The organism is Crossiella sp. CA198 (assembly GCF_052078295.1).
Taxonomy (GTDB): Bacteria; Actinomycetota; Actinomycetes; order Mycobacteriales; family Pseudonocardiaceae; genus Crossiella.
On the sequence record NZ_JBQJIM010000016.1, the window covers coordinates 118,229 to 141,733 of the forward strand.

Here is a 23,505-nt window from a genome sequence, read left to right on the forward strand (position 1 = left end):
TCGCGCCATTCCGGTGCACGTCGATTTTATTCGGCGTGCCGGAAATACCCCCATAGACCCGGGTGGCCGATTGCCCCGACGTGAATTCACGTCCGGCCATCCGACCCCATTCCCCCTCCCGCCAGGGGGAACAACAAAAGGAGATCCACAATGCACATCTGGGCGAAGCGCGGTCTGAAGACCGTACTCGTCACCGGTGGGCTGCTCGCCCTCGGCACTGGCGTCGCCAGCGCCGGCGAGCACCCCGACGGCGAATCCACTCCCCTGGGCGCCTCGGTCAGCATCCCGGTTCACTTCGACAACAACGCCGTTGGCACCGCGCTGGGTGAGGTTGACCTCCCGCCGCTGCACAACGAAGCGCTGACCGTCGACACCCGCAAGATCATCCCGAACCTGCCCTTCGGTGGCGCTGCCACCGAGGCCGGCAAGTCGGTGAAGCTGCCCCAGCTCGGCGGCAAGGGCAAGACCGCGACCAAGGCCGACGACGCCCCCAAGCTGGGCGAAGCCGACCTGCTGCGGGCGAACCAGATCCACGCTGACGCCGTCGTGCCGGTGATCATCGAGGGCAACGCGATCGCCGCCACCGGCGACGCGGACGTCGAGAACGTCAGCGAGTACAGCTACAGCAAGCCCGAGGTCGTCGTCACCAACGGCGACAGCGGCAGCATCGCGGGCAACGTGGTCGACGTCGACGGTGTCGCGCCGATTCTGGTGTCGGGCAACGCGGTCGCCGCGGCGGGCCACGCCGAGGCGCAGAGCGTGTCCATGCTGGAAGCCCAGTCCGGCGGCGACGTCGAGACCTCGGGCAAGGACTCCTCGCTCTCCGGCAACGCGGTTGTGGTCCCGGCGGCCGTTCCGGTCCAGCTGACCGGCAACGCCATCTCCGGCGCCGCGGGTGTCGCCGACACCCACAACGAGTCCTCGATCGCCGCCGACGCCGGTGGCAACGTCGACTCCGACGGTGAGGGCTCCACCCTCGGCGGCAACATCGGCCACGGCCAGATCGCGCTGCCGGTCGAGGGCAACAACAACGCCCTCGTGGTCTTCCCGGTCGGCAACTCCAACGCGACCGGCGCCACCACCGCGGACGCCATCGCGGGCGGGGACAGCGTCACCTCCGGCTACGACAGCGGCATCGGTGGCAACCTGATCACGCCGAACGTCTCCGGCCCGGTCACGGTCGCCGGCAACGCCCTCGCCTGGGGCGGCCTGGCCGACTCGGTCTCCGAGTCCACCAGCACCGCGCAGACCGGCGGCCTGCTGATGACCAACGGTGACGAGAGCACCGGCGGTGGCAACATCGTCGACGCCGCGATCGCCGAGCCCGTCCAGGTGCTGGGCAACTCCGGTGGCTGGGTGTCCAACACGGACTCGCAGCACACCCAGGTGACCGAGTCCATCGCCGGTGGGGACGCCTTCACCAACGGCGACAACGGCATGGTCGCCGGCATCATCGGCTCCGCGCCGCTGACCCTGCCCGCCGAGGTCTCGGGTGTGGCCGGTGGCTGGATCGCCAACGCCGACGCCGCCACCAACACCGACACGACCACCGACGCCGGTGGCATGATCGGCACCCGCGGCAATGACTCGCTGGTCGCCGGTGACGGCGTCCAGATCCCGGTGGCCGTTCCGGCCAACGTCGAGGGCATGACCGCGGGCTGGATCGTCAACGGCACCGCGCAGTCCACCAGCACCACGGACAACGAGGCCGGCGGCGACAACACCGCGACCGACGACGACGCGCTGGGCAGCGGCAACGCCGTGTCCACGCCGGTCTCCGGCCCGGTTGCCCTGACCGGCAACACGCTGGGCTGGATCGTCCGCGGTGAGTCGTGGAGCGAGTACACCGCCGACGTCGTCTCCGGTGGGGACGTGACCGGCAACGGCACCGACGGTGGCCTTTCCGGCAACGTCGTGCAGACCCCGGTGGCACTGCCCGTCCAGGGCCAGGGCCTCTCCGGCGGCTGGATCGTCGTGTCCGAGGCCGAGTCGGAGAACACCGTGTCCTCCGTGGCCGGTGGCGACTCGACCTCCGAGGGCTCGCACGGCGTGCTGACCGGCAACCTGGTCACCCCCGCGGTGGCCGGACCGGTCCAGGCCGAGGGCATCGGCGGCGGCTGGCTGGTCAACTCCAGCGGCGCCGCGGAGAACACCACCGACGTGGTGGCCGGTGGCGACAACACCACCGCCGGTGACATGGGCGGCCTGGCCGGCCTGGTCGCGACCGCTCCGGTGGCCGTGCCCACCAACGTCGGTGGCATCGGCGCGGGCTGGATGGTGCTGGCCGACGGCGCCGAGTCCTCCGCCGTGACCTCTGAGGCCGGTGGCGACACCGAGACCAGCGGCATCAAGGGCACCGGGACCGGGACCGTCGCGAACGTGCCGGTCGCCGCTGTGCTCGAAGCCTCGGGTGACTCGGTGAACTGGATCGGCACCACCTCCGGTGTGGCCGACAACAGCATCTCCTCCGAAGCCGGTGGCGACACCGTGACCGACGGTGTGAGCAGCTTCCTCGGCGGCGACATCGTCACCGCTCCGCTCAGCCCGGTCGTCGGGGCCAACGGCCTCGCCGCCTCGCTGAACGGCACCGCCGACGCCGTGTCCGCCTCCGCGGTGGAGACCGAGTCCGGTGGCGAGCTGGCCACCGCCGGTGACGGTGGCTCGGTGGCAGGCAGCATCGTGAACGTGCCCGTCGGTGCGGCTGCCCAGCCGTTCGGCGACTCGGTCGCGGCGCTGGCCGTGGCCGACTCGCTGGCCGACAGCACGGTGGACAGCACCGTCGGCGGCCAGGGCACCACCTCGGGCTCCGAGGGTGGCAGCCTCTCCGGCTTCAACCTCTTCGCCCCGATCGGCGCCATCGCGCAGGTCTACGACATCCCGGCCGAGATCGTCGGCCAGGCCACCACCAACGCTTCTGAGGCCACCAGCATGGAGGTCGGCGGTGCCCCCGCCGAGCTGCAGATCCCGGTGACCGACATGGAGCTGGGCAAGAACCTGCCCGGCGTGACGGACGTGCCCTTCGGGTTCTCCGGCGCCAAGGGCCGCACCGCGGCTCCGGTCAACGGGCCGCTGGGCGTCTCCGGTGGCAAGTTCGGCCTGCCGAGCCTGCTCGACGGTGGCCTGATCCCGGCTCTGCCGACCCTGCCGAAGGTCTCGGTGCCCACCCTCCCGGGTGTGCCCGCGGTCCCCGGCGCCGGTCGCTCGGCTGACCTGCCGGGTGTGGGCGGCCTGCTGCCCACCCTGCCCGCACTGCCCAAGGTGGGCGTTCCGGCCATGCCGAAGCTGCCCTCCGCCTGATCAAAGGTCCAGGGCCTCTTCCAATTAGTGGGTGCAGGGAGGCCGTAGACCGGTAACACAACTCGGGTAGGCCCGGGACGCAGCCAGCGTCCCGGGCCTACCTTTGTCTTATGCGGATCGTGTCCCTGCTGCCCGCGGCCACCGACATCCTCGCCGTGCTCGGCAAGGTCCCGGAGCTGGTCGGCCGCACGCACGAATGCGACTGGCCCGCCGGGATCGCCGCGGTGCCGGTGGTCACCAGCAGCGCGATCGAGGCGGATCGGATGAGCAGCCGGGAGATCTCCGCCGCGGTCGGCGGGCAGCACCGGGGTTCCTCGCTGTACGGCCTGGACACCGCCCGCTTCGCCGAGCTGGCCCCCGATCTGGTGCTCACCCAGGACCTGTGCGAGGTCTGCGCGTTGTCCTACCGCCGGGTGGCCGCCGAACTGCGGGTGCTGGACACCGGCACCAGGGTGCTCAGCCTGGAACCACGCACCCTGGCCGAGGTGCTCGGCTGCATCCGCCTGGTCGGCGCGGAACTCGGCGTCAGCGCACTGGCCGAGACGCGGGTGGCCGAGCTGACCGACCGGCTGGACGCGGTGCGCGCGGCGGTGGCCGGGCGGCGCAGGCCCCGGGTGGCCGCGATCGAATGGCTGGATCCGCTGTGGCCAGCCGGGCACTGGGTGCCCGAGCAGATCAGCGCCGCCGGTGGCCTGCCGCTGCTGGCCACGGCAGGCGAGCACACCCGCGCGATGACCTGGGACACCCTGATCGCCGCCCGCCCGGACGTGATTCTGCTGCTGCCGTGCGGATTTCCGCCGACCCGGACCATGGCCGAGCTGCCGCTGCTCACCGACAATCCACAGTGGACACACGTGGGTGCGGGCGAGGTGTGGGTGCTGGACGGTCCTGCCTACTTCAACCGGCCGGGCCCCAGGGTGGTGCGCGGCGCGGAGGTGCTCGCCCAGGTGCTGCACGGGATTCCGGCCGGCGAGCCGGTGACCGCGGCGGAGGCCCGGCGGATCAGCTGACCGGCCCGCACAACGCGGTCTCGGCCACCGCCAGCACCCGGCCGAAATCGGCCATCCCGGCCGGTCGCCCGGTGGCCAGCGTGGTCACCGCGCCGCCGAGCCCGCCGTCCGGCCGCACCAGCACCCCGGACAGCCCGGAGAAGCCGTGCATCTCACCGCCGTGACCCACGTAATGCCCGCAGGAGAGCGGAAACCGCTCCAGCCCGAGCCCGTACTCCGGCGCGGTCGGCCCGCCCGGCACCATCCTGGTCAGCTCCGCCTGCACCGAGGGCGGCAGCAGTTCGCCGCCGAGCACCGCGCGGAAATAGCGGTTCAGCTCGGCCGGGGTGGACACCACCGATCCGGACGCGCCCATGTAGGAACTGTCCAGTTCGGTGACGTCGGCGAGTTTCCCATCCACCGCCAGGTAACCGCGCGGGTGCGGCCCGCGCAGCGCGATCTCGTGCGGGCGCGGGAAGTAGGTCCGGCGCAGCCCGAGCGGCCGGATCACCTGCGCGGTGGCCACCTCCGCCCACGGCTGCCCGGTGACCCGCTCGATCACCTGACCCAGCAACAGATAACCGGTGTTGACGTAGGCCCAGCCCGCACCGGGCCGGAAGAGCTGCGGCCGGTCCAGCGCGTGCCCGATCAGCACCCTCGGGTCGTGCCAGTGGAACCGCCGGGCCAGGAAGTCCGCGCCACTGGGCAGCGCCGGTCCGTAGTCCGGCAGCCCACTGGTGTGCTGCAGCAGCTGGCGGACCCGGATGTCCCGCCGTCCGCCGCCGTCGTCCCCGCGCAGCACGCCCGGCAGGTAGTGCTCCACCCGCTCGTCCAGCCCGATCCGCCCGGCCGCGACCAGCCGCAGCACCGTCAGCGCGAGGAAGGACTTCCCGATCGACCCGGCCCGCAGCTCACCCGGCCACGGGACCGGCGCGCCGGAACGCCGATCGCCGACCCCGCCCCGGTACAGCCGCTCTCGATCACCCGTGCTGACCGCGGTCAGCACCCCTGGCAGCCCACCGGCCACGATCCGGTCCACTCCGCGCTGCACCGCCGACCCCGCGGCCGCGGGCAGCGCGAGCCCGGTGAGCAGCGCCGCGACCACCGGTAACACCAGCCATTTCCGCATGCCTGCCACCGTGCCAGCGATCCGCTGGCCGGTCAGGAGCGGCAGAACCCGTGCGGTGGTGGGCTTTCCCCCACTGCTGACAGGATCGGCGCATGCAGCAGGTCATGATCGTCACCGGCGCGTCCGGCGGCATCGGCGCGGCCACCGCCCGGCTCGCGGCGCAACGCGGCTTCCGGGTGGTGCTCGCCGCCCGCTCGGCCGGGCCGCTGGCGCGACTCGCCGCCGAACTGGACGGCCTCGCCGTGCCCTGCGATGTCGCGCAGTGGCCGCAGGTGCGGGAGCTGGTGGCCCGGACCGTGCACCGGTTCGGGCGGCTGGACGTGGTCTTCGCCAACGCCGGGTACAGCGTGTCCACCAGCTTCCGCACCGAGGCGGGCGCCCCGCCGGAGCAGTGGCGGGACATGGTGCTGACCAACGTCTACGGCGCCGCGCTCACCGCCAAGGCCGCCCTGCCGGAACTGCTGCGCGCCAACGGCCACCTGGTGCTCACCGGCTCCGCCGCAGGCCGCGGCATCCGGCCCGGCAACCTGTACTCGGCCACCAAATGGGCGGTCACCGGCCTGGCGCAGAACATCCGGGCCGAATGCGTGGGCAGCGGCGTGCGGGTCAGCCTGCTCCAGCCCGGCCTGGTCGACACCGGCGGTATCCCGCCGGAACGCGCCACCGAACCCAAGCTGACCCCGCACGACGTTGCCCGCGCGGTGCTCTACGCGGTCGAACAGCCGTCACACGTCAACGTGGACGAGATCGTCCTGCGCCCGGCCTAGCGGATCGGCGGCCGGTAGTTGCGGGCGTAGCTGCTGGTCAGGTCGAGGTTGCGCAGTGCCTCCTCGACCATCGGCAGCGTCTCGGCGCCCGGTTTCGCCCGCAGCACGGCGGACTGGACCTCGATCCGCTGGGCCAGCAGATCGGTGCGCCGCTTGGCGGTCTGGCCAACGCAGATCGCCAGCGGGTCCAGGGTGGTCACCCCGGTGCCCGCGGCGTTGCAGTGCTCGCCGTCCAGCACCGCCTGGCCCGCCTGCCAGGACGCGGCCGGGTTCCTGCCCGCCCGCAGGTCCAGCGAGGCCCGGTAGTAGGCCGCGGCGAGCTGACCGGGATCCATCGGCAGCCCGGCCGGGCCGAACAGCATCGAGCGCAGTGAGTCGTCCGAGCGCACCGCGCGCGGGAACCCGGTCTCGGTGTAGGCGCGCAGCAGCCGCAGGTTGTCCTGCAGCTCCAGCGCCCTGGGCAGCTCGTTGTGGTTGAGCTTGGTCCTGACCACCTCGAAGTAGTTGGCCCGCCGCTCGTTGAACAGCTCGATGGCCTGCCGCTCACCCGCGCCCTCAGTCCGCCACACCGTCACCGGGGTGAAGGTGGTCGAGGGCACGTAGCTCTCCAGGTGCTGCGGCTGGGCGCAGTTGTCCGGGGTCCGCAGGTCGACAACCTCATCCCGCTCCCAGCTGCACAGCGTGACCACGCCCCTGGCGTGCAGCTTGCGCGCCAGCACCGGGCCGAGCCCGGCGACCCGCACCCACTCCTGCACCTCCACGTGCAGTGGGGCGGAGCGGTTCATGTGCCGGACCGGGACGTCCCAGCAGTGCCTGGCGTGCGTCTCCGGGTCGACCTCGCACACCCGGCGGATGGAGCTGCCGGTGTGCTGGTTGGTGAAGGGCTCCAGCACCGGCAACGTCCAACAGGAGTGCGTGTACTTGAACTTCTCCCAGTCCAGGTACATGCCCGCGGTCAGCGTCTTGGGCAGATCCCGGCCGGTGGCGATGAACCGCGCCGAGGTGCCCTGGCCGCCGCCCTGGCACCGGGTGGTCTGCTCGGGCACGTTGTGCAGGTACCGGGTGCCGTCACCCGCGGTCCAGCCCATCCGGTCGACGTCGATGTCCTGCCAGTTCGGCGCGAACAGGGCGAACGGCCGGTGCACCACGTCCTGCACCTGCGGATCGGCCTCCAGCGCGCGCAGGTCGTTGAGCAGTCCGGTGGTCAGCTCCTGGTTGCGCCGCACCAGGTTCGCGAACAGGGTGTTGGTCGCCGGACCGGCGCCCGGTTTCGGCTTGCTGAACTCCTGGGCGGTGGCCAGGATCCCGCGCCCCTGCTCGGCGATGACCCGCGCGTTGGCGCTCATCCCGCCGGGGCCGATCTCCTGCTTGGCGTAACCGGGGTTCTGCAGCGCGGTCAGCGTGTACGCCCGCGCGGCCTCGGCCCACAGGTCCGCGTTCGCCACCGGCTTCTCGGTCGGCGCGATCGGGTGGTCGTAGTAGGCGGCCCGCTTGGCCAGGTAGCTGATCGCCCCGGTCGCGCCGTTGGCCGCAAGCGCGGTGGCCACGTCGTCGCCACCCGGTCCGGCGTAGGCGAAGTTCGGGCCGCGCGCGGTGTTGCTCGCGGTGAAGCCGAAGCGGTCCACCGCGGTGATGTAGCTGCCGTCCCCGCTGTTGTAGGACGGGATCGGGGCTTGCTTCTTGGCCGCGTAGTCCACGTAGGTGTAGGCGGTGGACAGGAACGGCTCGCCGGCGATCTCGGACAGCCGCTTGTTGAGCTGCTCGTTGAACTGCTGGGACCTCGAAGCCAGCGCGAGCAGCTGGTCGTGGATGGCCTCCAGCTTGTCGTGCTGGCGCCGCAGCAGGTCCACCACGGTGCCGAAGCCGCGCATCATGTCCTGGTAGATGGTGTTCAGCGCCTTGTCGATGCGGTCGAACCGCTCGTTCATCCGGTCGCTGATCAGCTTCAGGTTGTCGTTGGTCTGCTTGAACCCGGCGTGGATCTCCTTGAGCACCAGCTCGGCCAGGGTCTGCTCCACCGACGGTCCGCTGCCGCCGCCGAAGAGCCCGCCGAAGATCTGCACCGCGGCCATGATGATGCCCACCGCCGCGCCCGCGATCGCGCCGAAGGCGCCCAGCGTGCTGCCGATGGCGGTGCTGGTGGCCAGGGTGGATGCGGCGGTGATCAGCGTGCTGACCGCGGTGGCCACCTGGTAGGCGGCCGAGACGAAGGTGGCCAGGTACTGGGCGACCTTCTTGTCCGCCATGCCGACCAGCCCGACCACCACGTCGAGCGCGCCCTTGACCTGGTCGATGGTGTCGCGGCGCTTCTTGTCCAGCTCGAAGGCCCTGGCGATCTCGGCCTCGCTCGCGCCGGAGTTCGGCCGGTCGGCCACCCCGGCCTTGCGCAGCAGCTCCTCCAGCGTGCCGCCCAGTTCGGTGGGCTTGCCGTTGGCCTCGTTCAGCTTGGTCCGCAGACCGATGAACTGCGCCGAGACCTCGGTCATCAGCTCCTTGGCGCCCAGCTTGGCCGCGGCCACCAGCTTGTCGACGTCGACCAGGTCCTTGAGCTTGGCGACCTGTTTGAGGTCGGCCAGCGTCCACTTGGGGTCGACGCCCCTTGGCTGCTCCGCGGTCGGCCTGCCGAACTCGCCCTTCCAGGCATCAGCGACGGCCTGGTCGGTAGCCGCCCGCGCCCGCACCACCGACCACAGCTTGCTCTGCGCGTGCCCGTAGGCGGTGTCCACCGCGAACAGCTGCTGCGCCCCGGACAACCGCCGGGTCACATCCAGCGCCGTCACCTCCGGCGCCAGATCCCGCACCGCCAGCGCGGCGAGCAACTGCCCCAGCTGCGGCCCACTGGCTTCCACCCCCGGCGCGCCGTGGACCAGCTGGATCAGCTTGCCGAGCACCTCGGCGGTGGAGCGGCGCGCGTCCACGCTGGAGAACCCGGCGGTGACCACCTTCTCCACCCCGTCCACGTGCGCGGCCACCGCGTCAGCGCCCGCGGACGCGCCCTGGGGACTGGCCCGCCAGTCCATCAGCTCGGCGGTCAGCACCACCCGCTTGTCGTACTCGACCCCGGGGTCCTTGACTCGCACCGCCGCCCCGAACAGCGCATCGGTGAGCTGTTGCTCGTTCACCGGCACCGGCTCGGCGGCCAGCGCGGGCCGCACCTGCCCAGCCAGCAGGCTGGTGGTCACCGCGAGCGCGATGGCGCCCCGGATCCCCCACTGTCTTGATCTACCCATGGTGCGGAGCGTAGGTACGCGGCCCTGCTCAGCACTCTGCTCGCCGTATTCAACAGAGGTTGAATACGGTCTGTCCAGGCACTTTGCCGCCGGTGGGTCAGCCCTGGGCCAGGTCGGTGAAGCGGCTGTAGTGCAGCTGGTGCGCGACCACGATGGTGGCGGTCGGGCCCGCCCGGTGCTTGGCGATGATCAGGTCGGCCTCGCCTGCCCGCGGGTCGTCGCGTTCCCAGGCGTCCGGGCGGTGGATCAGCATGACCATGTCCGCGTCCTGCTCCAGCGAGCCGGACTCGCGGAGGTCGGAGAGCATCGGGCGCTTGTCCGTGCGCTGTTCCGGGCCACGGTTGAGCTGGCTCATCGCCACCAGCGGCACCTGCAGCTCCTTGGCCAGCAGCTTGAGGTTCCGGGAGAACTCCGAGACCTCCTGCTGGCGGGACTCGACCTTCTTGCCCGAGGTCATCAGCTGCATGTAGTCCAGCACGATCAGCTTGAGGTCGTGCCGCTGCTTGAGCCGCCGCGCCTTGGCCCTGATCTCCATCATGGTCATGTTCGGCGAGTCGTCGATGAACAGCGGGGCCTCGCTGATCTCGCTCATCCGCCGGGCCAGCCGGGTCCAGTCGTCATCGGTCATCCGGCCACCGCGCATGTCGGCCAGCCGGATCCGGGCCTCGGCCGAGAGCATGCGCATGACGATCTCGGTCTTGCTCATTTCCAGCGAGAAGATGACGCTGGACATGCCGTGCTTGATCGAGCAGGAGCGGGCGAAGTCCAGGCCAAGGGTGGACTTGCCGACGCCGGGCCGGGCCGCGACGATGATCATCTGGCCCGGGTGCAGGCCGTTGGTCAGCTGGTCCAGGTCGATGAAGCCGGTGGGCACGCCGAGCGCGCTGCCGCCCCGGCTGGCGATCGCGTCGATCTCGTCCATGGTCGGCTGGAGCAGTTCCTCCAGCGCCGTGTAGTCCTCGGTGGTGCGCCGCTCGGTGACCTCGTAGATGGCCGCCTGCGCCCGGTCGACCACCTCGGTGACATCCGAGCCCTCGGCGCCGTGGTGACCGAGCTGGACGATCTTGGTGCCGGCCTCGATCAGCCGCCGCAGCACCGCCTTCTCCGCCACGATCTCGGCGTAGTAGCCGGCGTTGGCCGCGGTGGGCACGGTGGCGATGAGGGTGTGCATGTACGGCGCGCCGCCGACCCGCAGCAGTTCGCCGCGGCGCTCCAGCTCGGCCGAGACGGTGATCGCGTCGGCCGGTTCGCCGCGGGTGTAGAGGTCGAGGATGCACTCGTAGACCGACTGGTGCGCCGGGCGGTAGAAGTCACCGGGCCGCACCACCTCGACCACGTCGGCGATGGCGTCCTTGGACAGCAGCATGCCGCCGAGCACGGACTGTTCGGCCGCGAGGTCCTGCGGGGGTTGACGGTCGAAGCCACCGGAGGAGTCGCCGCCCCGGAAATCACGGTCGTCCACCACGGCCACGGTCGTGCACCTCCACCAAGCTCGGAACCCACCAGGATTCTGCTCGCGACCCCTGACAGATCAGGACTGATCTCTCGTCACCGAGGGCGCGCAGTGGCGACGCTAGGTCCCCCGTCTGGAGCAGGCAAACCAGCCTGTGGATCAACTTGTGGGCAGCCTGGGGATGGTTGCCCGCGACTGGACACAGGTCCCCTGTGCCCTGTGGACAACTTGGGGAGAACCTGCGAGGAAAAATCTAAGCGCGCTGGTCAGAGCCTGTGTGCGCGATGTGGAAAAACTAACCTGAAACTGGTTCGGCGTGTCGCCTGTGACCGTGCCGACGGCGTGTCGCGGGCCGGGCGTCACAACTCCAGATTTGTGCTGTGACGCTGAGACAAACGAGCACAGGCGCCGCCCGTATGGAGTAGCCCCGTCCGGGCGGCGCCTGTGCTCGTAGTCGAGCAGAGCGTGCTCAGCCCGCGGCAACCACGAGGTTGACGCTGGCGATGACCTCGGGGTGCAGGCGCACCGCGACGGTGTGCTTGCCCGTGGTCTTGATGTGGCCGGAGGTCTCGACGGAACGCTTGTCGAGCACCGGGCCACCGGCGGACTTGATCGCGGCAACGATGTCCGCGGTGGTCACCGAGCCGAAGAGCTTGCCGCCACCAGCCGCGGCGCGGCCGGCCAGCTGCACGGCGCCAAGGCCGTCGAGCTTGGCCTTGACCTCCTTGGCGTGGTCCAGGTCGCGGATCTTGCGACCCTCCTGGGCCCGGCGGATGGTCTGCACCTGCTTCTCCGCACCCTTGCTGGCCACGATGGCCAGGCCGCGGGGCAGCAGGAAGTTGCGGCCGTAGCCGTCCTTCACCTCGACGATGTCACCAGGACCACCGAGGCCGGTCACGTCAGCGGTGAGAATGAGCTTCATCGCCAACTCCTCTCTAATGGTCTCTGGGTCAGCGAGCGGTCGAGGTGTAGGGCAGCAGCGCCATCTCACGCGAGTTCTTCACCGCGATGGCGACGTCCCGCTGGTGCTGGGAGCAGTTGCCGGTCACCCGGCGGGCACGGATCTTGCCGCGGTCGGAAATGAACTTCCGGAGCAGCGCGGTGTCCTTGTAGTCGATCAGGTGCGCGGTCTTGTCCTTGCAGAACGCGCAGACCTTCTTCTTCGGCTTGCGCACAGGCGGCTTAGCCATGTGTCGTCCTCCTGGAGCTGGACGTGGTCGTGTTCGGAGTCTCTTGGGATGCGGTGCAGGAGCGCTGGCGAGGCAACCGGATCAGAACGGCGGCTCGTCGTTGAAGCCGCCACCGCCACCGGAGCTGGCCGCCGGGGGCGCGGAGCCCCACGGGTCGTCGGCAGGCGCACTGCCGCCGCCGCCGGACGCGCCGTACCCACCGCCGCCGCCACCCTGGCCGCCGCCACCGCGACTGGCGCGGTTGACCTTGGCCGTGGCGTAACGCAGCGAGGGGCCGATCTCGTCGACCTCCAGCTCGATGACGGTGCGCTTCTCGCCTTCCTTCGTGTCGAAGGAGCGCTGACGCAGGCGTCCCTGGGCGACCACGCGCATACCGCGGGTCAGGGACTCGGCGGCGTTCTCCGCCGCCTGGCGCCAGATGCTGCACCGCAGGAACAGCGCTTCGCCGTCCTTCCACTCACCGCTGGCGCGGTCGAGTGTGCGCGGCGTGGAGGCGATGGTGAAGCTCGCCACGGCCGCACCGGACTGGGTGAAGCGCAGTTCCGGATCGGCGGTCAGGTTTCCGACCACCGTGATTACCGTCTCACCAGCCATGATTCGCGTACTCCCGCGTCAGGACTTGGGGCCCTTGGACGCCTTGGCAGCAGCCTTCGCGGCGGCCTTGGCGAACTTGGCGGGGTCGCGGCGCAGAACCTTGGTACGCAGGACGGTGTCCTGCAGGTTCAGCTGGCGGTCGAGCTCCTTGACCGCGTCCGGCGAGCTGTTGATGTCGATGACCGTGTAAATCCCCTCGGGGGACTTGTTGATCTCGAACGACAACCGGCGCTTGCCCCAGACATCGACCTTCTCCACGTTCCCGCCCGAAGTGCGGATGACGTTGAGGAAAGTGTCCAGCGTGGGAGCGACGGTGCGCTCATCCACGTTGGGGTCCAGGATGACCATCAGTTCATAGTGACGCACGTAGACCTCACCTCCTGTGGACTAAATCGGCCACGGACTTTCCGTGGCAGGAGGGTCGTCGCGTCAGCAACCCGAGCAGGCTAACAGCCCAGTGCCGGTTGCTCCCAATCGGTGATCAGGCGGTACGCCGAAGTACCCAGGTACGGACCAGCCCAGCGGTCACCATGGACAGCGCGAGCACCGCGAGCAGCACCGGAGCCGCCACCCGCCCCGCGCCGTCGGTCGGCAGCGCGCGGGCCTGACCCGCCGAGGCCACCCCGTCGCCGCCCTCGGGTAGCCCGTAGGCGCCCGCGGAGCCGGGCGAGGCCTGGCCGTAGCGGTCGCCGGGGGCCAGCGCGCCCAGTCCGCCGGGCACGGCCGCTGGCAGCCCGGAGTAGTCGTAGAGCGGCACCCGGCCGTAGTCGTAGAGGCCGCCGCCCTCCAGCCGTGGCAGCTGGAAGTCCGGGATCGGCGTGCCGGTGCCCGGGGTGCCGGGTGCCGGGGTGCCGGGAGTGGACGTGCCGGGCGGCGGCGTGCCAGGCGGCGGGGTGCCGGGGCCGGGCTGACCGGGGTTGGTGGTACCGGGCGGCGGCTTGGGCGCCGGCGATCCGCCGGGCAGGTTCTTGGCGCCCTCCTGGATCGGCGCGGCCACCGCGTTCACCGTCTTGACCGTCACTCCGCAACCGGCGCTGAGCACCTGCTGCACGCCCTTGACCACCTCGCCGAGGATCGGCCCGAGCAGCGGGATCCGGCGCAGCGCGTCAAGGACACTGCCGGCGATCTGCCCGCCGGTGATGAACCCGCCCTTGCCGTCGGGCACCGCGCCGATCGGGATCGGCGGCAGCGCGCGCACCGCCTTGTCCACCGCGCCGGCCAGTGGCGGCCCGAGCAGCGGCACCCGCCGGACCACCTCGACCACCGGCGCGGCCACCGCACCCGCGCTGAGCTGGATGGGCTGGCCGGGTTTGCCCTGGACAGTCGCCCCGCAGTCGCCGATCAGGATCGGTTCAGCAGCCAGGGCTGAGCCAGCTAGTCCGACCATGCTCACCATGGCGAGCAGCACCGATGCCACGGAAAGCCGTGCGAGTCGAGCGAGCATGCCCATCCCTCCGGTGCGTACCGGTCGGTAACGTCCCCTAGGTGCAACGACGTTAAGTCGCCAAGGTGACGGTTGCCACCCCAAACCATGACGGAATGGCACACAACCTCTACTCGGGGAGTGGCCGTCGGATCCGCCGACTACGCTCTCCGGCATGCGCATCGGGGCACACGTCGCCGACGACAACCCGCTCGGCTCGGCGCAGGACCGCGGCGCCGAGGTCGTCCAGTTCTTCCTGTCCAACCCGCAGAGCTGGGAGTCACCCAAGCCGCACCCGCAGGCCGAGGCCTTGCGGGAGGCCGGGATCTCGGTCTTCGTGCACTCGCCATACGTGATCAACGTGGCCTCGCTGAACAACCGGATCCGCATCCCCTCGCGTAAGTCGGTGGTGCAGCAGGCCGAGGCGGCCAAGGCCAGCGGCGCGCTGGGCCTGGTGGTGCACGGCGGGCACGTCACCAAGGGCGATGACCCGGCCGACGGCATCGCGAACTGGCGCAAGCTGTTCGAGCGGCAGGCCGAGGCAGGCGGGTTCGCGGTGCCAGTGCTGATCGAGAACACCGCGGGCGGGGACAACGCGATGGCCCGCCGCTTCGACATGCTGTCCCGGCTCTGGGACGCCGTCGGCGAGTTCGGCGCCGGGTTCTGCCTGGACACCTGCCACGCGCATGCCGCTGGCGAGGACCTGGCCGGCATCGTGGAGCGGGTCAAGTCGATCACCGGCCGGATCGACCTGGTGCACCTGAACAACTCCAGGGACGAGTTCGGCTCCTCCCGGGACCGGCACGCCAACATCGGCACCGGCACGATCGAGCCGGGGGTGCTGGCCGCGGTGGTCAACGCCGCCCAGGCCCCGGTCGTGGTCGAGACCCCAGGTGACGGGCAGGCAGGCGACATCGCCTACCTGCGTTCCCAGCTACCCGCGTGATCCGCTTCGGCAGGACCGCGCTCGCCGCGCTGGTCCTGCTGTGCGGACTGCTGCTGATCGGCGGCTACGCGAACAAGGCACGCTGCGCGGGCCCCGAGTTCGACCAGTGGGGCCGCAGCGCGCCGGACTACGCCAACCGGCACGGCGACCTCTGCTACTCCGACATCCAGCACCTGTGGCTGGGCCGGGAGGTCGACCGGCACGTCTTCCCCTACCTCGGCGGCGGCCTCGGCGAGGACGGCCAGCTCATCGGCGGTTCGGTGGAGTACCCGGTGCTCAGCGGCCTGCTGATCTGGGCCGGAGCGATCTTCGCCAACAACGACGCGGACTTCCTGCGCTACTCCAGCCTGCTGCTGGCCCCCTTCGGCCTGCTGGTGGCCTGGCTGCTGGGCGGGCTGGCCCGCTGGCGCGCGCTGATCTGGGCGCTGGCCCCCGGCCTGGTGCTGCACGCCTTCCACAACTGGGACCTGCCCGCGGTGGCCTGCGCGGTCGGCGCGGTGTACGCGGTGCACCGCGGCTGGGGCCGGGAGGGCGCGAGCAGGCCGCTGGTGGAGCGGGCGATGGTGGCGGGCGTGCTGCTCGGCCTGGGCGCCGCGCTGAAGCTGTACCCGGGATTCTTCGCCCTGCCACTGGCCCTGTACGTGCTCACCGGCGGGGCGCACGGCCGCTGGCTGCCCAGCGGGAAGCGCTGGGACATCGCCGGCGCGGTCCGGGTGCTGCTGTCCACCGTGGTCACCGTGGTGCTGGTGAACCTGCCGTTCGCGGTGCTGGGCTACGAGGGCTGGCGGGCCTCCTTCGTCTTCCAGCAGGAGCGCAAGGTCGACATCACCACCAACTCGATCTGGTTCTGGGCCTTCCGCCCGGAGTCAGACCCGTCCAACCTGGACTTTCAGGCGCTGGTGGGCTGGCTGTCGCCGACCCTGATCGGCCTGGCCTTCGTACTGGCCTGCCTGGTCGGCTGGCTGCGCTGGAGCGGCACCGGCGAGTACCCGTGGGTCGGCGTGTCCGGCGCGATGCTGTGCGGATTCCTGTTGCTGCACAAGGTGCACTCCCCGCAATACACGCTGTGGCTGCTGCCCTTCTTCGTGCTGCTCGCGGTGCGCTGGGGCTGGGTGCTGGCCTACGCCGTCGCCGATCTGGCGCTGGGCATCGGGGTGTTCCTCTGGTACCACGCGATCGAGTTCGGCCTGCCCATGTCGATCTACGACAGCCTGCCGGCGCAGGCGGTGATGATCGGGGTCTGGGGCAAGGTCGCGCTGCTGCTCGCGTTGTTCCTGATCCTGCCGTCCACCCCGGTCACCTTCGCGCCGGAATCAGGTGAACGGCGGATGGTCACGCTCTCATCGCGCTGATTGGGTCTGCCCATGGCGTTCAGCGGAAAGCGCTTCCTCGTGACCACGGCCGTGCTGGCCCTGCTGGTCTCCGGCAGCCCGGCCACGGCCGCGCCCGGTCCCGGCTGGGTCGGCACCTGGGCCGCGGCGCCCTCCTCGGCGGTGCCCGGCTCGGACCAGGGCTATGCCAACCACTCGATGCGCAACATCGTGCACACCAGCATCGGCGGCAGCCAGGCGCGGGTGCGGCTGTCCAATGCCTTCGGCACCGCACCGGTGCTCTTCGGCCGGGTCACCCTGGCGCTGGCCGCCGGCCCGGACACGCCGGCCGCGGTACCCGGCAGCATGCGCGTGCTGACCTTCGGCGGCGCCACCTCGGTGACCGCGCCTGCCGGGGCCGACCTGGTCAGCGATCCGGTCGCGCTGACCGTGCCCGCCGACGGCGACCTGTTGGTCACCACCTTCACCCCGGAGCCCTCCGGCCCGGTCACCCACCACTCGATGGCGATGCAGCACTCCTACTTCAGCCGGGACGGCGACCACGCCGCGGCCGAGTCCGGGGCCGCCTTCACCGAGCAGACCGGCAGCTGGCACTACGTCAGCGCGGTGGACGTGCGCGGCACCGCGGCCCGCGGCAGCGTGGTGGCACTGGGCGATTCGATCACCGACGGCTGGAACGCCGGCATGAACACCAACCTGCGCTGGCCGGATCAGCTCGCGGACCGGCTGAACTCCCGGTTCGGCGTGCTCAACGCCGGGATCAGCGGTAACAGGGTGCTGCTGGACGGCGGCCCGCTCGGGGTGAACGCGCAGTCCAGGCTGGACCGCGATGTGCTCGCCGCGGCCGGGGTGCGCACGGTGATCGTCTTCCAGGGGATCAACGACATCCTGCAGGAACCCCGGCAGCGGGACGCCCGCAAGATCATCGAGGGGCTGAAGCAGATCGCGCAGCGGGCCAACGCCCGCGGGCTGCGGGTGCTCGGCGGCACCATCGCGCCGATCAAGGGCATCTGGGGCTTCACCGAGGAGCTGGACGCGCCGCGCCAGGAGGTCAACCGGTTCCTGCGCAACAACCCGTACTTCGACGGCCTGGTCGATTTCGACGCGGCCCTGCGCGACGGGCCGGACCCGCTGCGGATGGCCCCGGCCTACGACTCGGGCGACCACCTGCACCCCAACGCCGCCGGGTTCCGCGCGATGGCCGCCGCGGTGCCGCTCTCAGCACTGTGAACCGGAATCAGAGGATCGGCGGATGGTCCCGCTCCCAGCGCGCTGATTAGGTCGGACGCGTCCCCCTCGACGTGGCTGCAGGAGGCTCGCGAATGGCGTCCAACGGTAAGCGCTGGCTGGTTGCGTTCAGTGTGGTGGCGTTGCTGGCCTCGGGTGGTCAGGCCGTCGGGGAACCCTCGGCCGCGCCACCGGGTAACTGGGTGGGCACCTGGGCGGCCTCGCCCTCGGCCGCGCTGCCCAACACCGAGTCCGGCTACCCGAACTACTCGATCCGCAACATCGTGCACACCAGCATCGGCGGCGCCCAGGTCCGGGTCCGGCTGTCCAACGCCTTCGGCCGCGCGCCGGTGCTGTTCGGGCAGGTCACGGTGGCGCTGGCGGCCGGGGCGGACACGCCGGCCGCGGTGCCGGGCACGATGCGCACGCTGACCTTCGGCGGCGAGCGGGAGATCACCGCGCCGCCCTACGCCGACGTGCTCAGCGATCCGGTCGCGCTGAACGTGCCAGCCGATGCCAACCTGCTGGTCACCACGTTCACCCCGAACCCCTCCGGCCCGGTCACCTACCACTCGCTGACCATGCAGAACTCCTACTTCACCCGCAACGGCAACCACGCCGGGGCCGAGTCCGGGGCGGCCTTCACCGAGCAGACCCGGCAGTGGCACTACGTCTCCGGCGTGGACGTGCGGGCGCCGGGCGTGCGCGGCAGCGTGGTCACCCTCGGCGACTCGATCACCGACGGCGCGAACTCCACCTGGGGCGCCAACCTGCGCTGGCCGGACCAGCTCGCCGACCGGATGAAGGCCGGTCCGGCGCACCTGCGGCTGGGCGTGCTCAACGCGGGCATCAGCGGCAACCGGCTGCTGCTGGACGGCGGCAGCGCCGGGGTGAACGCGCTGGCCCGGCTGGACCGGGACGTGCTGGCCGCCACCGGCGCCCGCACGGTGATCGTCTACGAGGGCATCAACGACATCCAGCAGACCCCGCACCAGACTGATCCGAACCGGATCATCGCCGCGCTCAAGCAGATCGCGCAGCGCAGCAAGGACCGTGGGCTGCGCGTGCTGGGCGCCACCATCACCCCGTTCAAGGGCTGGCACTCCTACAGCGAGCAGCTGGAGGCCACCCGGCAGGCGGTCAACCGCTACATCCGCACCAGCACCGACTTCGACGGCCTGATCGACTTCGACGCGACCATCCGCGATCCGCAGGACCCGCAGCGGATCAAGCCCGAGTACGACCAGGGCGACCACCTGCACCCCGGCGACGCCGGGTTCAAGGCGATGGCCGCCGCGGTCAGCCTGTCAGCGCTGTAGCCGCGGCCTCGGCCTGCTCGCGCTGCTTCTTCGCGGCGCGGGCAGGCCCGAGCACGAAGACGTCCGGTGCCCCGTCCAGCGGACCGCCCGCCGGATCGTCCACCCCGAAGGCACGCACCCGGTCCCGCTCCGGCCGGTAGATCTCGCGCAGGATCAGCACGCACAGCAGCACCACGAAGACATCCCGGATGACCACCGCGCCCAGGAACCAGTCCTGCGGCAGGCCCTTGTTGTCCGGGCCGAGGTAGAAGTACATCCGCGGCGCCCAGACCAGCGCGTCCACCACCATCCAGGCCAGCAGCAGCCGCCAGCGCGGCAGCGCCAGCACGGCCAGCGGCACCAGCCACAGCGAGTACTGCGGACTCCACACCTTGTTGGTCAGCAGGAAGGCCGCCACCACCAGGAAGGCCAGCTGGGCCACCCGCGGCCTGCGCGGCGCGGACAGTGCCACCCAGCCGATCCCCGCGCAGCACAACAGGAACAGCACCGCGGTGACCGTGTTCAGCACGGTCGGCGAGGCCCCGGCCGGCAGTGGGCCGTCAAAACCGCTCCAGCCGGTGAAGTACTGGATGACGTTGTAGATGCTGTCCGGGTCGACCCCGCGTTCGGAGTTGAGCCGGAAGAACTCCCGCCAGCCGTCCGGGTAGAGGAAGTAGATCGGCGCGTTCACCGCGGCCCAGGCCAGCGCCGCGGTCCAGGTGGTCCGCCACCAGTGCCCCATCCGCCCGGATCTCAGGCACAGCACCAGCAACGGCCCGAGGAAGAACAACGGATACAGCTTCGCCGCCGCGCCCAGCCCCAGCAACACCCCGGCCAGCCCCGGCCGGTTGCGCGCCCAGGCCAGCAGCGCCACCGCGGCGAAGGCGGTGGCCAGGGTGTCGAAGTTGGTGAAGGCGTGCACCACGACCAGCAGTGAGACCGCCGCGATGGCCGCGTCCCACGGCCGCCGCCCGGTGAGCTTGAAGGTCGCCCAGATGGTCACCAGCCAGGCCAGCGCCAGCCACAGCGAGCTGAAGTTGAAGTAGACGATGACCGCCATCGCGTTGGGCAGCCAGCCACTGTTGGCGATGGCCACCCAGCCGTGCGCGAGCTGGGCGTTGAACCACTGGAACAACCCGCTGAGCACGGGGTACTCCATGTACCGGATCTGCCCGTCCGGCGTCCCGTTGTCGTCCTTCCAGGAGGTCTTGTACGGGAACAGGCCCTTGTCCAGCCGCTCCGCGGTGTAGAGCGGAACCGTGTCGGAGTAGCACATCGCCACGTACTGCCGGGAATCCCGCCAGTCCAGCTGCACCACACCCTGGTCGTCCACGTACTCCTGCACACACGGCGCCTTGGCCGTGTACCCCAGCGCCAGGGTCAGGGTGGCCAGCAGCAACACCACCCGCAACGGCGTCCAGAACCAGTGCCGCCCCACCACCGCATGCCGCCCCAGCAACCCGCCGACCGGCCTGCTGGCCTGCCGCGCGATCGGCTCGGACCAGGTCGCGACCTCCCGCTCCCGCGGTGTCAGCGACTCGGTGTCCGCGATCCGCTTGGACGCGGGCGGCGCCTGGCTCCAGTCGCCATCGGTGGCCTGCGGCTCGGGCCGCTCCGGTGCATGGGACACCTTGCGGATGCTACGGGGAAGCGCGGAACGAAGAAGGCGGGGAGGTGAACTGCCACCTCCCCGCCTTGATCAGTTGCCGTTGCCGCCACCTCCGCGGCCGCCGCGTGGCTCGCCACCCGGCGGTGGATCCTCTTCGGAGGTCTTGGTCGGTTTGCCGGTGCCGGTCGGGGTCGGCTTGCAGCTCGGGAAGGGCCAGCCACCGCAGGTCGGGGTCGGCCTGGTGTTGGTCGGCTTGGTGTTGGTCGGTTCCTCGCTGCTGGTCGGCGGGACCGAGCTGGACGAGGTGGCGCTCGTCGAGGAGGCGGTGGTGCTGCTCGGCGGCGCCTCGAACTGACCGATCGGGTTGGCCTTGGCGAAGTTCTCGGACTTGGTGCCGTTGAGATAGGTGTCCATGAACTCCTTCCAGACCGCGCCCGGCTCGTCCTTGCCGTACATGTCCTTCGGGCCCACGAGCTTGCCGGTCTGGGAGTTCCAGCGGCCCTTGAGGATCTCGTTGTAGTCGGTGCCGACCCAGACCGCGGTGGAGATCGACGGGGTGTAGCCCACCATCCAGGCACGGGAGTTGTGGCTGCTGCCCTTCTCCTTCTCGTACTGGTGGGTGCCGGTCTTGGCCGCCGAGGGCCTGCCGTTGTCCAGCGGCAGCCTCGAATACCCGGCGACCGGCTTGAGCGCCTCGGTCACGTTGCGTGCGATGTCGGTGTTGCGCTGCTTGTCGGACTGGTCGAAGGCGGGCTTGGCGGGCTCGCTGAACTCGTGCAGGGTTTTGCCCGCGGCGTCGACCACCTTGGCTACGAAGTGCTGCTCGTTCTTCATGCCGTCGTTGGCGAAGGTCGCATACGCCGCGGACATGTCCATGGTCCGGACCTCCTGGCTGCCCAGCGCGATACCCGCGGGCGGCGCAGCACCGTTGCCGAGACCGAGGCTCGGCTTGCCGTTGATCTCGGCCGGGATCCCGGCCTCCTGCGCGGCGGTGGCCACCGACTTGGTGCCCACCTTCAGTGCGAGGTCGACGAAGGCGGTGTTGACCGAGAACTCGGTCATCTGCCGGATCGAGCACATGGTGCACTCGTACCCGCGGCTGGCGTTGGACACGGTGTAGCCGGGGGAACCCCTACCCGCGGCGAAGGTGCGCGGCGAACTGCTGTCGAAGGTCGAGCCGAGACCGATGTCCTTCTCCAGCGCCGCGGCCACCACGAACGCCTTGAACGAGGAGCCGGGCGGCTGAGCGGACTTGGCGTAGTCGGTGCCCTTGCCGTCCTTGCTGCCGTAGTAGGCCAGCACGCCGCCGGTCTTCGGGTCGGTGGCCACCAGGGCCGAGCGCAGGTTGTCCGGCTGGCCGTTGGCGAAGACCACCTTCTGCACGGCGGCCTCGGCGGCCTCCTGCGCCTTCTTGTCGATGGTCGTGGTGATCGTGTAGCCGTACTTCTGGGCTGCGGTCATGCTGATCTTCTTGCGTTCCAGCTCGGTTTCGATCTGCTGCTGGATCAGGGCCTTCGGGCCGGACGCGCCACCACGCGCCTTGATCGCTTCCGCCCGGTTGCGCAGCTGGCCGGGCTGGTCGCCGTCCTCCGGGAACTGCATCTGGTCGCGGGCGGGCTTCTTGATCTTGTCGTTCTCGACCATCTTGTCCAGCACGTCGTTCCAGCGCTTGACCGACTTCTCCCGGTTGATCGCCGGGTCCCACTCGTACGGGCGCTGGATGACCGCGGCCAGGAGCGCCGCCTCTTCCGGACGGTTGATCTCCTTGGCGCTCTTGTTGAAGTACGCCTTGGCCGCCGCTTCGATGCCCTCGGCGCCACGGCCGAAGGAGATCACGTTGAGGTAGTTGGTCAGGATGTCCGGCTTCGAGTACTGGGCGTCCATTTTCGCCGACTTCACCAGCTCGGTGAACTTACGGGTCAGCGTGGGCGCGTCGTCGCCGGTGGAGATCTTGATGTACTGCTGGGTGATGCCGGAGCCACCGCCGGTGCCGCCGGTGAGGTTGTTGAACACCGCGCGCAGGATGCCGATCGGGTCGAAGCCCGGGTTCTCGTAGAAGTTCTTGTCCTCGGTGGAGAGCACCGCTTCCTTGATGACCTGCGGGATCTCGTCGAACTTCAGCTGGACCCGCTCGCCGCCCTTCGGCACCACCTTGGCCAGTTCGCTGCCGTCGGCGTAGTTGATCGTGACCACCTGGTTGTGGCCCTTGAAGACCTCTTCCGGGGTGAGCACCGTGACGAACTGATAGGCCACGATGAAGGCCACCACCGGCGCCAGGATGGCCAGGCCGGCGAGCACGTAACTGGTGCGGCGAACGCGGCGCCAGATCTTCTTCTTGCGCAGTTTGCGTTCCTCCTCCGGATCCGGTGCGTCGGCGTCGATGACGTGGCTGTCGTCATAGTCCGGGTCGCCGGGGAGGGGCTCGCGGTGAGTGAGCAGCTCGGGCTCACGCGGGTACGGGTCGTCCTCCACCGGCGGGAACAGGTCGGTGGGCGCCTCGCCCGGGTGCTGCTGGCGCGGCGGCAGGCCACCGGGACCGCCGGGGCCGCCGTTGAACGGCGGGCGCTGGCCGGGTGGGCCGGGCGGACGACCACCGGGCATCGGCGCGCCGCCGGGCGGGGTGTTCGGACCGCCGTGACCCATCGGGGCGCCGCCAGGGGGCGTGTTCGGACCGCCGTAGGGCATCGGGCCGCCGCGGGGCGGGGTATTCGGGCCACCGGGACCGCCTGGTCCTCCGGGCATCGGGGGGCGGCCGCCCTGCGGGGGCATCGGCGGACGCGGGCCGCCGGGAGGCCCGCCCTGCGGCCCACCCGGGGGCGGCCCCTGGCGGGGGCCCGGCGGCGGAGTGTCGTCTTCGTCCCAGCTGGGCACCCACTGACCGGTGTGCTCACCGGTCTGCTCAGGTCCACTCGGCCGGCCGTCACGCCGTCGGTCGTCGCGCTCGTTCACGAAAAGGCCCTTCCACCGCCGTCGCACGGTGCGACGTCGTTTGGCGGTCGTTCGTCAGTACGTACCAGCGACA

Annotated in this window: 17 protein-coding genes; 7 read left to right on the forward strand and 10 right to left on the reverse strand. The window is 70.7% G+C overall.

The genetic code is table 11. From position 1 onward, the window contains the following. Window positions 1-150: 150 nt before the first annotated feature. A complete protein-coding gene (locus ACTOWY_RS26435; RefSeq protein WP_441312351.1) occupies window positions 151-3,297 on the forward strand; it encodes a hypothetical protein in 3,147 nt (1,048 codons plus the stop codon). Between the two features lie 110 nt (window positions 3,298-3,407). Further along, entirely contained in the window at window positions 3,408-4,307 is a 900-nt protein-coding gene (locus ACTOWY_RS26440) for a cobalamin-binding protein (RefSeq protein WP_441312352.1), read from the forward strand. On the opposite strand, the gene ACTOWY_RS26445 is transcribed toward ACTOWY_RS26440, so the two are convergent. Further along, on the reverse strand, window positions 4,300-5,415 hold the full coding sequence (locus ACTOWY_RS26445) for a serine hydrolase domain-containing protein (protein ID WP_441312353.1): 1,116 nt from the start codon (window positions 5,413-5,415) through the stop codon (window positions 4,300-4,302). The two genes, ACTOWY_RS26440 and ACTOWY_RS26445, sit on opposite strands and share 8 nt — an antisense overlap. 92 nt (window positions 5,416-5,507) lie before the next feature. Here ACTOWY_RS26445 and ACTOWY_RS26450 point away from each other — a divergent pair, with 92 nt between their 5' ends. Beyond that, a complete protein-coding gene (locus tag ACTOWY_RS26450) occupies window positions 5,508-6,182 on the forward strand; it encodes an SDR family oxidoreductase (RefSeq protein ID WP_441312354.1) in 675 nt (224 codons plus the stop codon). Here the strand turns inward: ACTOWY_RS26450 and ACTOWY_RS26455 are convergent. From ACTOWY_RS26455 to ACTOWY_RS26485, 7 genes are all read right to left on the reverse strand, one after another. After that, window positions 6,179-9,412 carry a hypothetical protein gene (locus ACTOWY_RS26455; RefSeq protein WP_441312355.1) on the reverse strand — a complete coding sequence of 1,078 codons (3,234 nt, stop codon included), beginning with the start codon at window positions 9,410-9,412 and terminating at the stop codon, window positions 6,179-6,181. The two genes, ACTOWY_RS26450 and ACTOWY_RS26455, sit on opposite strands and share 4 nt — an antisense overlap. Window positions 9,413-9,509: 97 nt before the next feature. Further along, window positions 9,510-10,883 (reverse strand): replicative DNA helicase, encoded by a 1,374-nt coding sequence (dnaB, locus tag ACTOWY_RS26460; RefSeq protein ID WP_441312356.1) that lies wholly within the window; start codon window positions 10,881-10,883, stop codon window positions 9,510-9,512. A gap of 451 nt (window positions 10,884-11,334) precedes the next feature. After that, window positions 11,335-11,787, reverse strand: a complete 453-nt coding sequence (rplI, locus tag ACTOWY_RS26465) for a 50S ribosomal protein L9 (RefSeq protein ID WP_441312357.1) — start codon at window positions 11,785-11,787, stop codon at window positions 11,335-11,337. Between the two features lie 28 nt (window positions 11,788-11,815). Next, the gene (gene rpsR, locus ACTOWY_RS26470) at window positions 11,816-12,055 is read right to left on the reverse strand and encodes a 30S ribosomal protein S18 (RefSeq protein ID WP_086781836.1); all 240 of its coding nucleotides are present in this window, start codon (window positions 12,053-12,055) and stop codon (window positions 11,816-11,818) included. A gap of 81 nt (window positions 12,056-12,136) precedes the next feature. Then, window positions 12,137-12,649 carry a single-stranded DNA-binding protein gene (locus ACTOWY_RS26475; RefSeq protein WP_441312358.1) on the reverse strand — a complete coding sequence of 171 codons (513 nt, stop codon included), beginning with the start codon at window positions 12,647-12,649 and terminating at the stop codon, window positions 12,137-12,139. A gap of 18 nt (window positions 12,650-12,667) precedes the next feature. Then, window positions 12,668-13,015, reverse strand: a complete 348-nt coding sequence (gene rpsF, locus ACTOWY_RS26480; protein ID WP_185000969.1) for a 30S ribosomal protein S6 — start codon at window positions 13,013-13,015, stop codon at window positions 12,668-12,670. Between the two features lie 115 nt (window positions 13,016-13,130). Continuing rightward, on the reverse strand, window positions 13,131-14,093 hold the full coding sequence (locus ACTOWY_RS26485; RefSeq protein ID WP_441312359.1) for a hypothetical protein: 963 nt from the start codon (window positions 14,091-14,093) through the stop codon (window positions 13,131-13,133). A 154-nt stretch (window positions 14,094-14,247) separates the two neighbouring features. On the opposite strand from ACTOWY_RS26485, the gene ACTOWY_RS26490 reads away from it, so the two are divergent. The 4 genes from ACTOWY_RS26490 to ACTOWY_RS26505 all read left to right on the forward strand — a co-directional run bounded on the left by ACTOWY_RS26490 (window position 14,248) and on the right by ACTOWY_RS26505 (window position 18,895). Next, window positions 14,248-15,018 carry a deoxyribonuclease IV gene (locus tag ACTOWY_RS26490; RefSeq protein WP_441312360.1) on the forward strand — a complete coding sequence of 257 codons (771 nt, stop codon included), beginning with the start codon at window positions 14,248-14,250 and terminating at the stop codon, window positions 15,016-15,018. Continuing rightward, window positions 15,015-16,370: a hypothetical protein gene (locus ACTOWY_RS26495; protein ID WP_441312361.1), complete on the forward strand. Its 1,356-nt coding sequence runs from the start codon at window positions 15,015-15,017 to the stop codon at window positions 16,368-16,370. The genes ACTOWY_RS26490 and ACTOWY_RS26495 overlap by 4 nt, the downstream gene beginning before the upstream one ends. A 12-nt stretch (window positions 16,371-16,382) precedes the next feature. Continuing rightward, window positions 16,383-17,579, forward strand: a complete 1,197-nt coding sequence (locus ACTOWY_RS26500; protein ID WP_441312362.1) for an SGNH/GDSL hydrolase family protein — start codon at window positions 16,383-16,385, stop codon at window positions 17,577-17,579. A gap of 92 nt (window positions 17,580-17,671) precedes the next feature. Beyond that, window positions 17,672-18,895, forward strand: coding sequence for an SGNH/GDSL hydrolase family protein (locus tag ACTOWY_RS26505; protein ID WP_441312363.1), 1,224 nt, complete (start codon window positions 17,672-17,674; stop codon window positions 18,893-18,895). Here ACTOWY_RS26505 and ACTOWY_RS26510 read toward each other — a convergent pair. Continuing rightward, complete coding sequence (locus tag ACTOWY_RS26510; RefSeq protein ID WP_441312462.1) at window positions 18,876-20,426, reverse strand: glycosyltransferase family 87 protein; 1,551 nt, start codon at window positions 20,424-20,426, stop codon at window positions 18,876-18,878. The genes ACTOWY_RS26505 and ACTOWY_RS26510 overlap by 20 nt on opposite strands. Before the next feature lie 147 nt (window positions 20,427-20,573). Beyond that, a complete protein-coding gene (locus ACTOWY_RS26515) occupies window positions 20,574-23,168 on the reverse strand; it encodes a transglycosylase domain-containing protein (protein ID WP_441312364.1) in 2,595 nt (864 codons plus the stop codon). Window positions 23,169-23,505 lie beyond the last annotated feature (337 nt).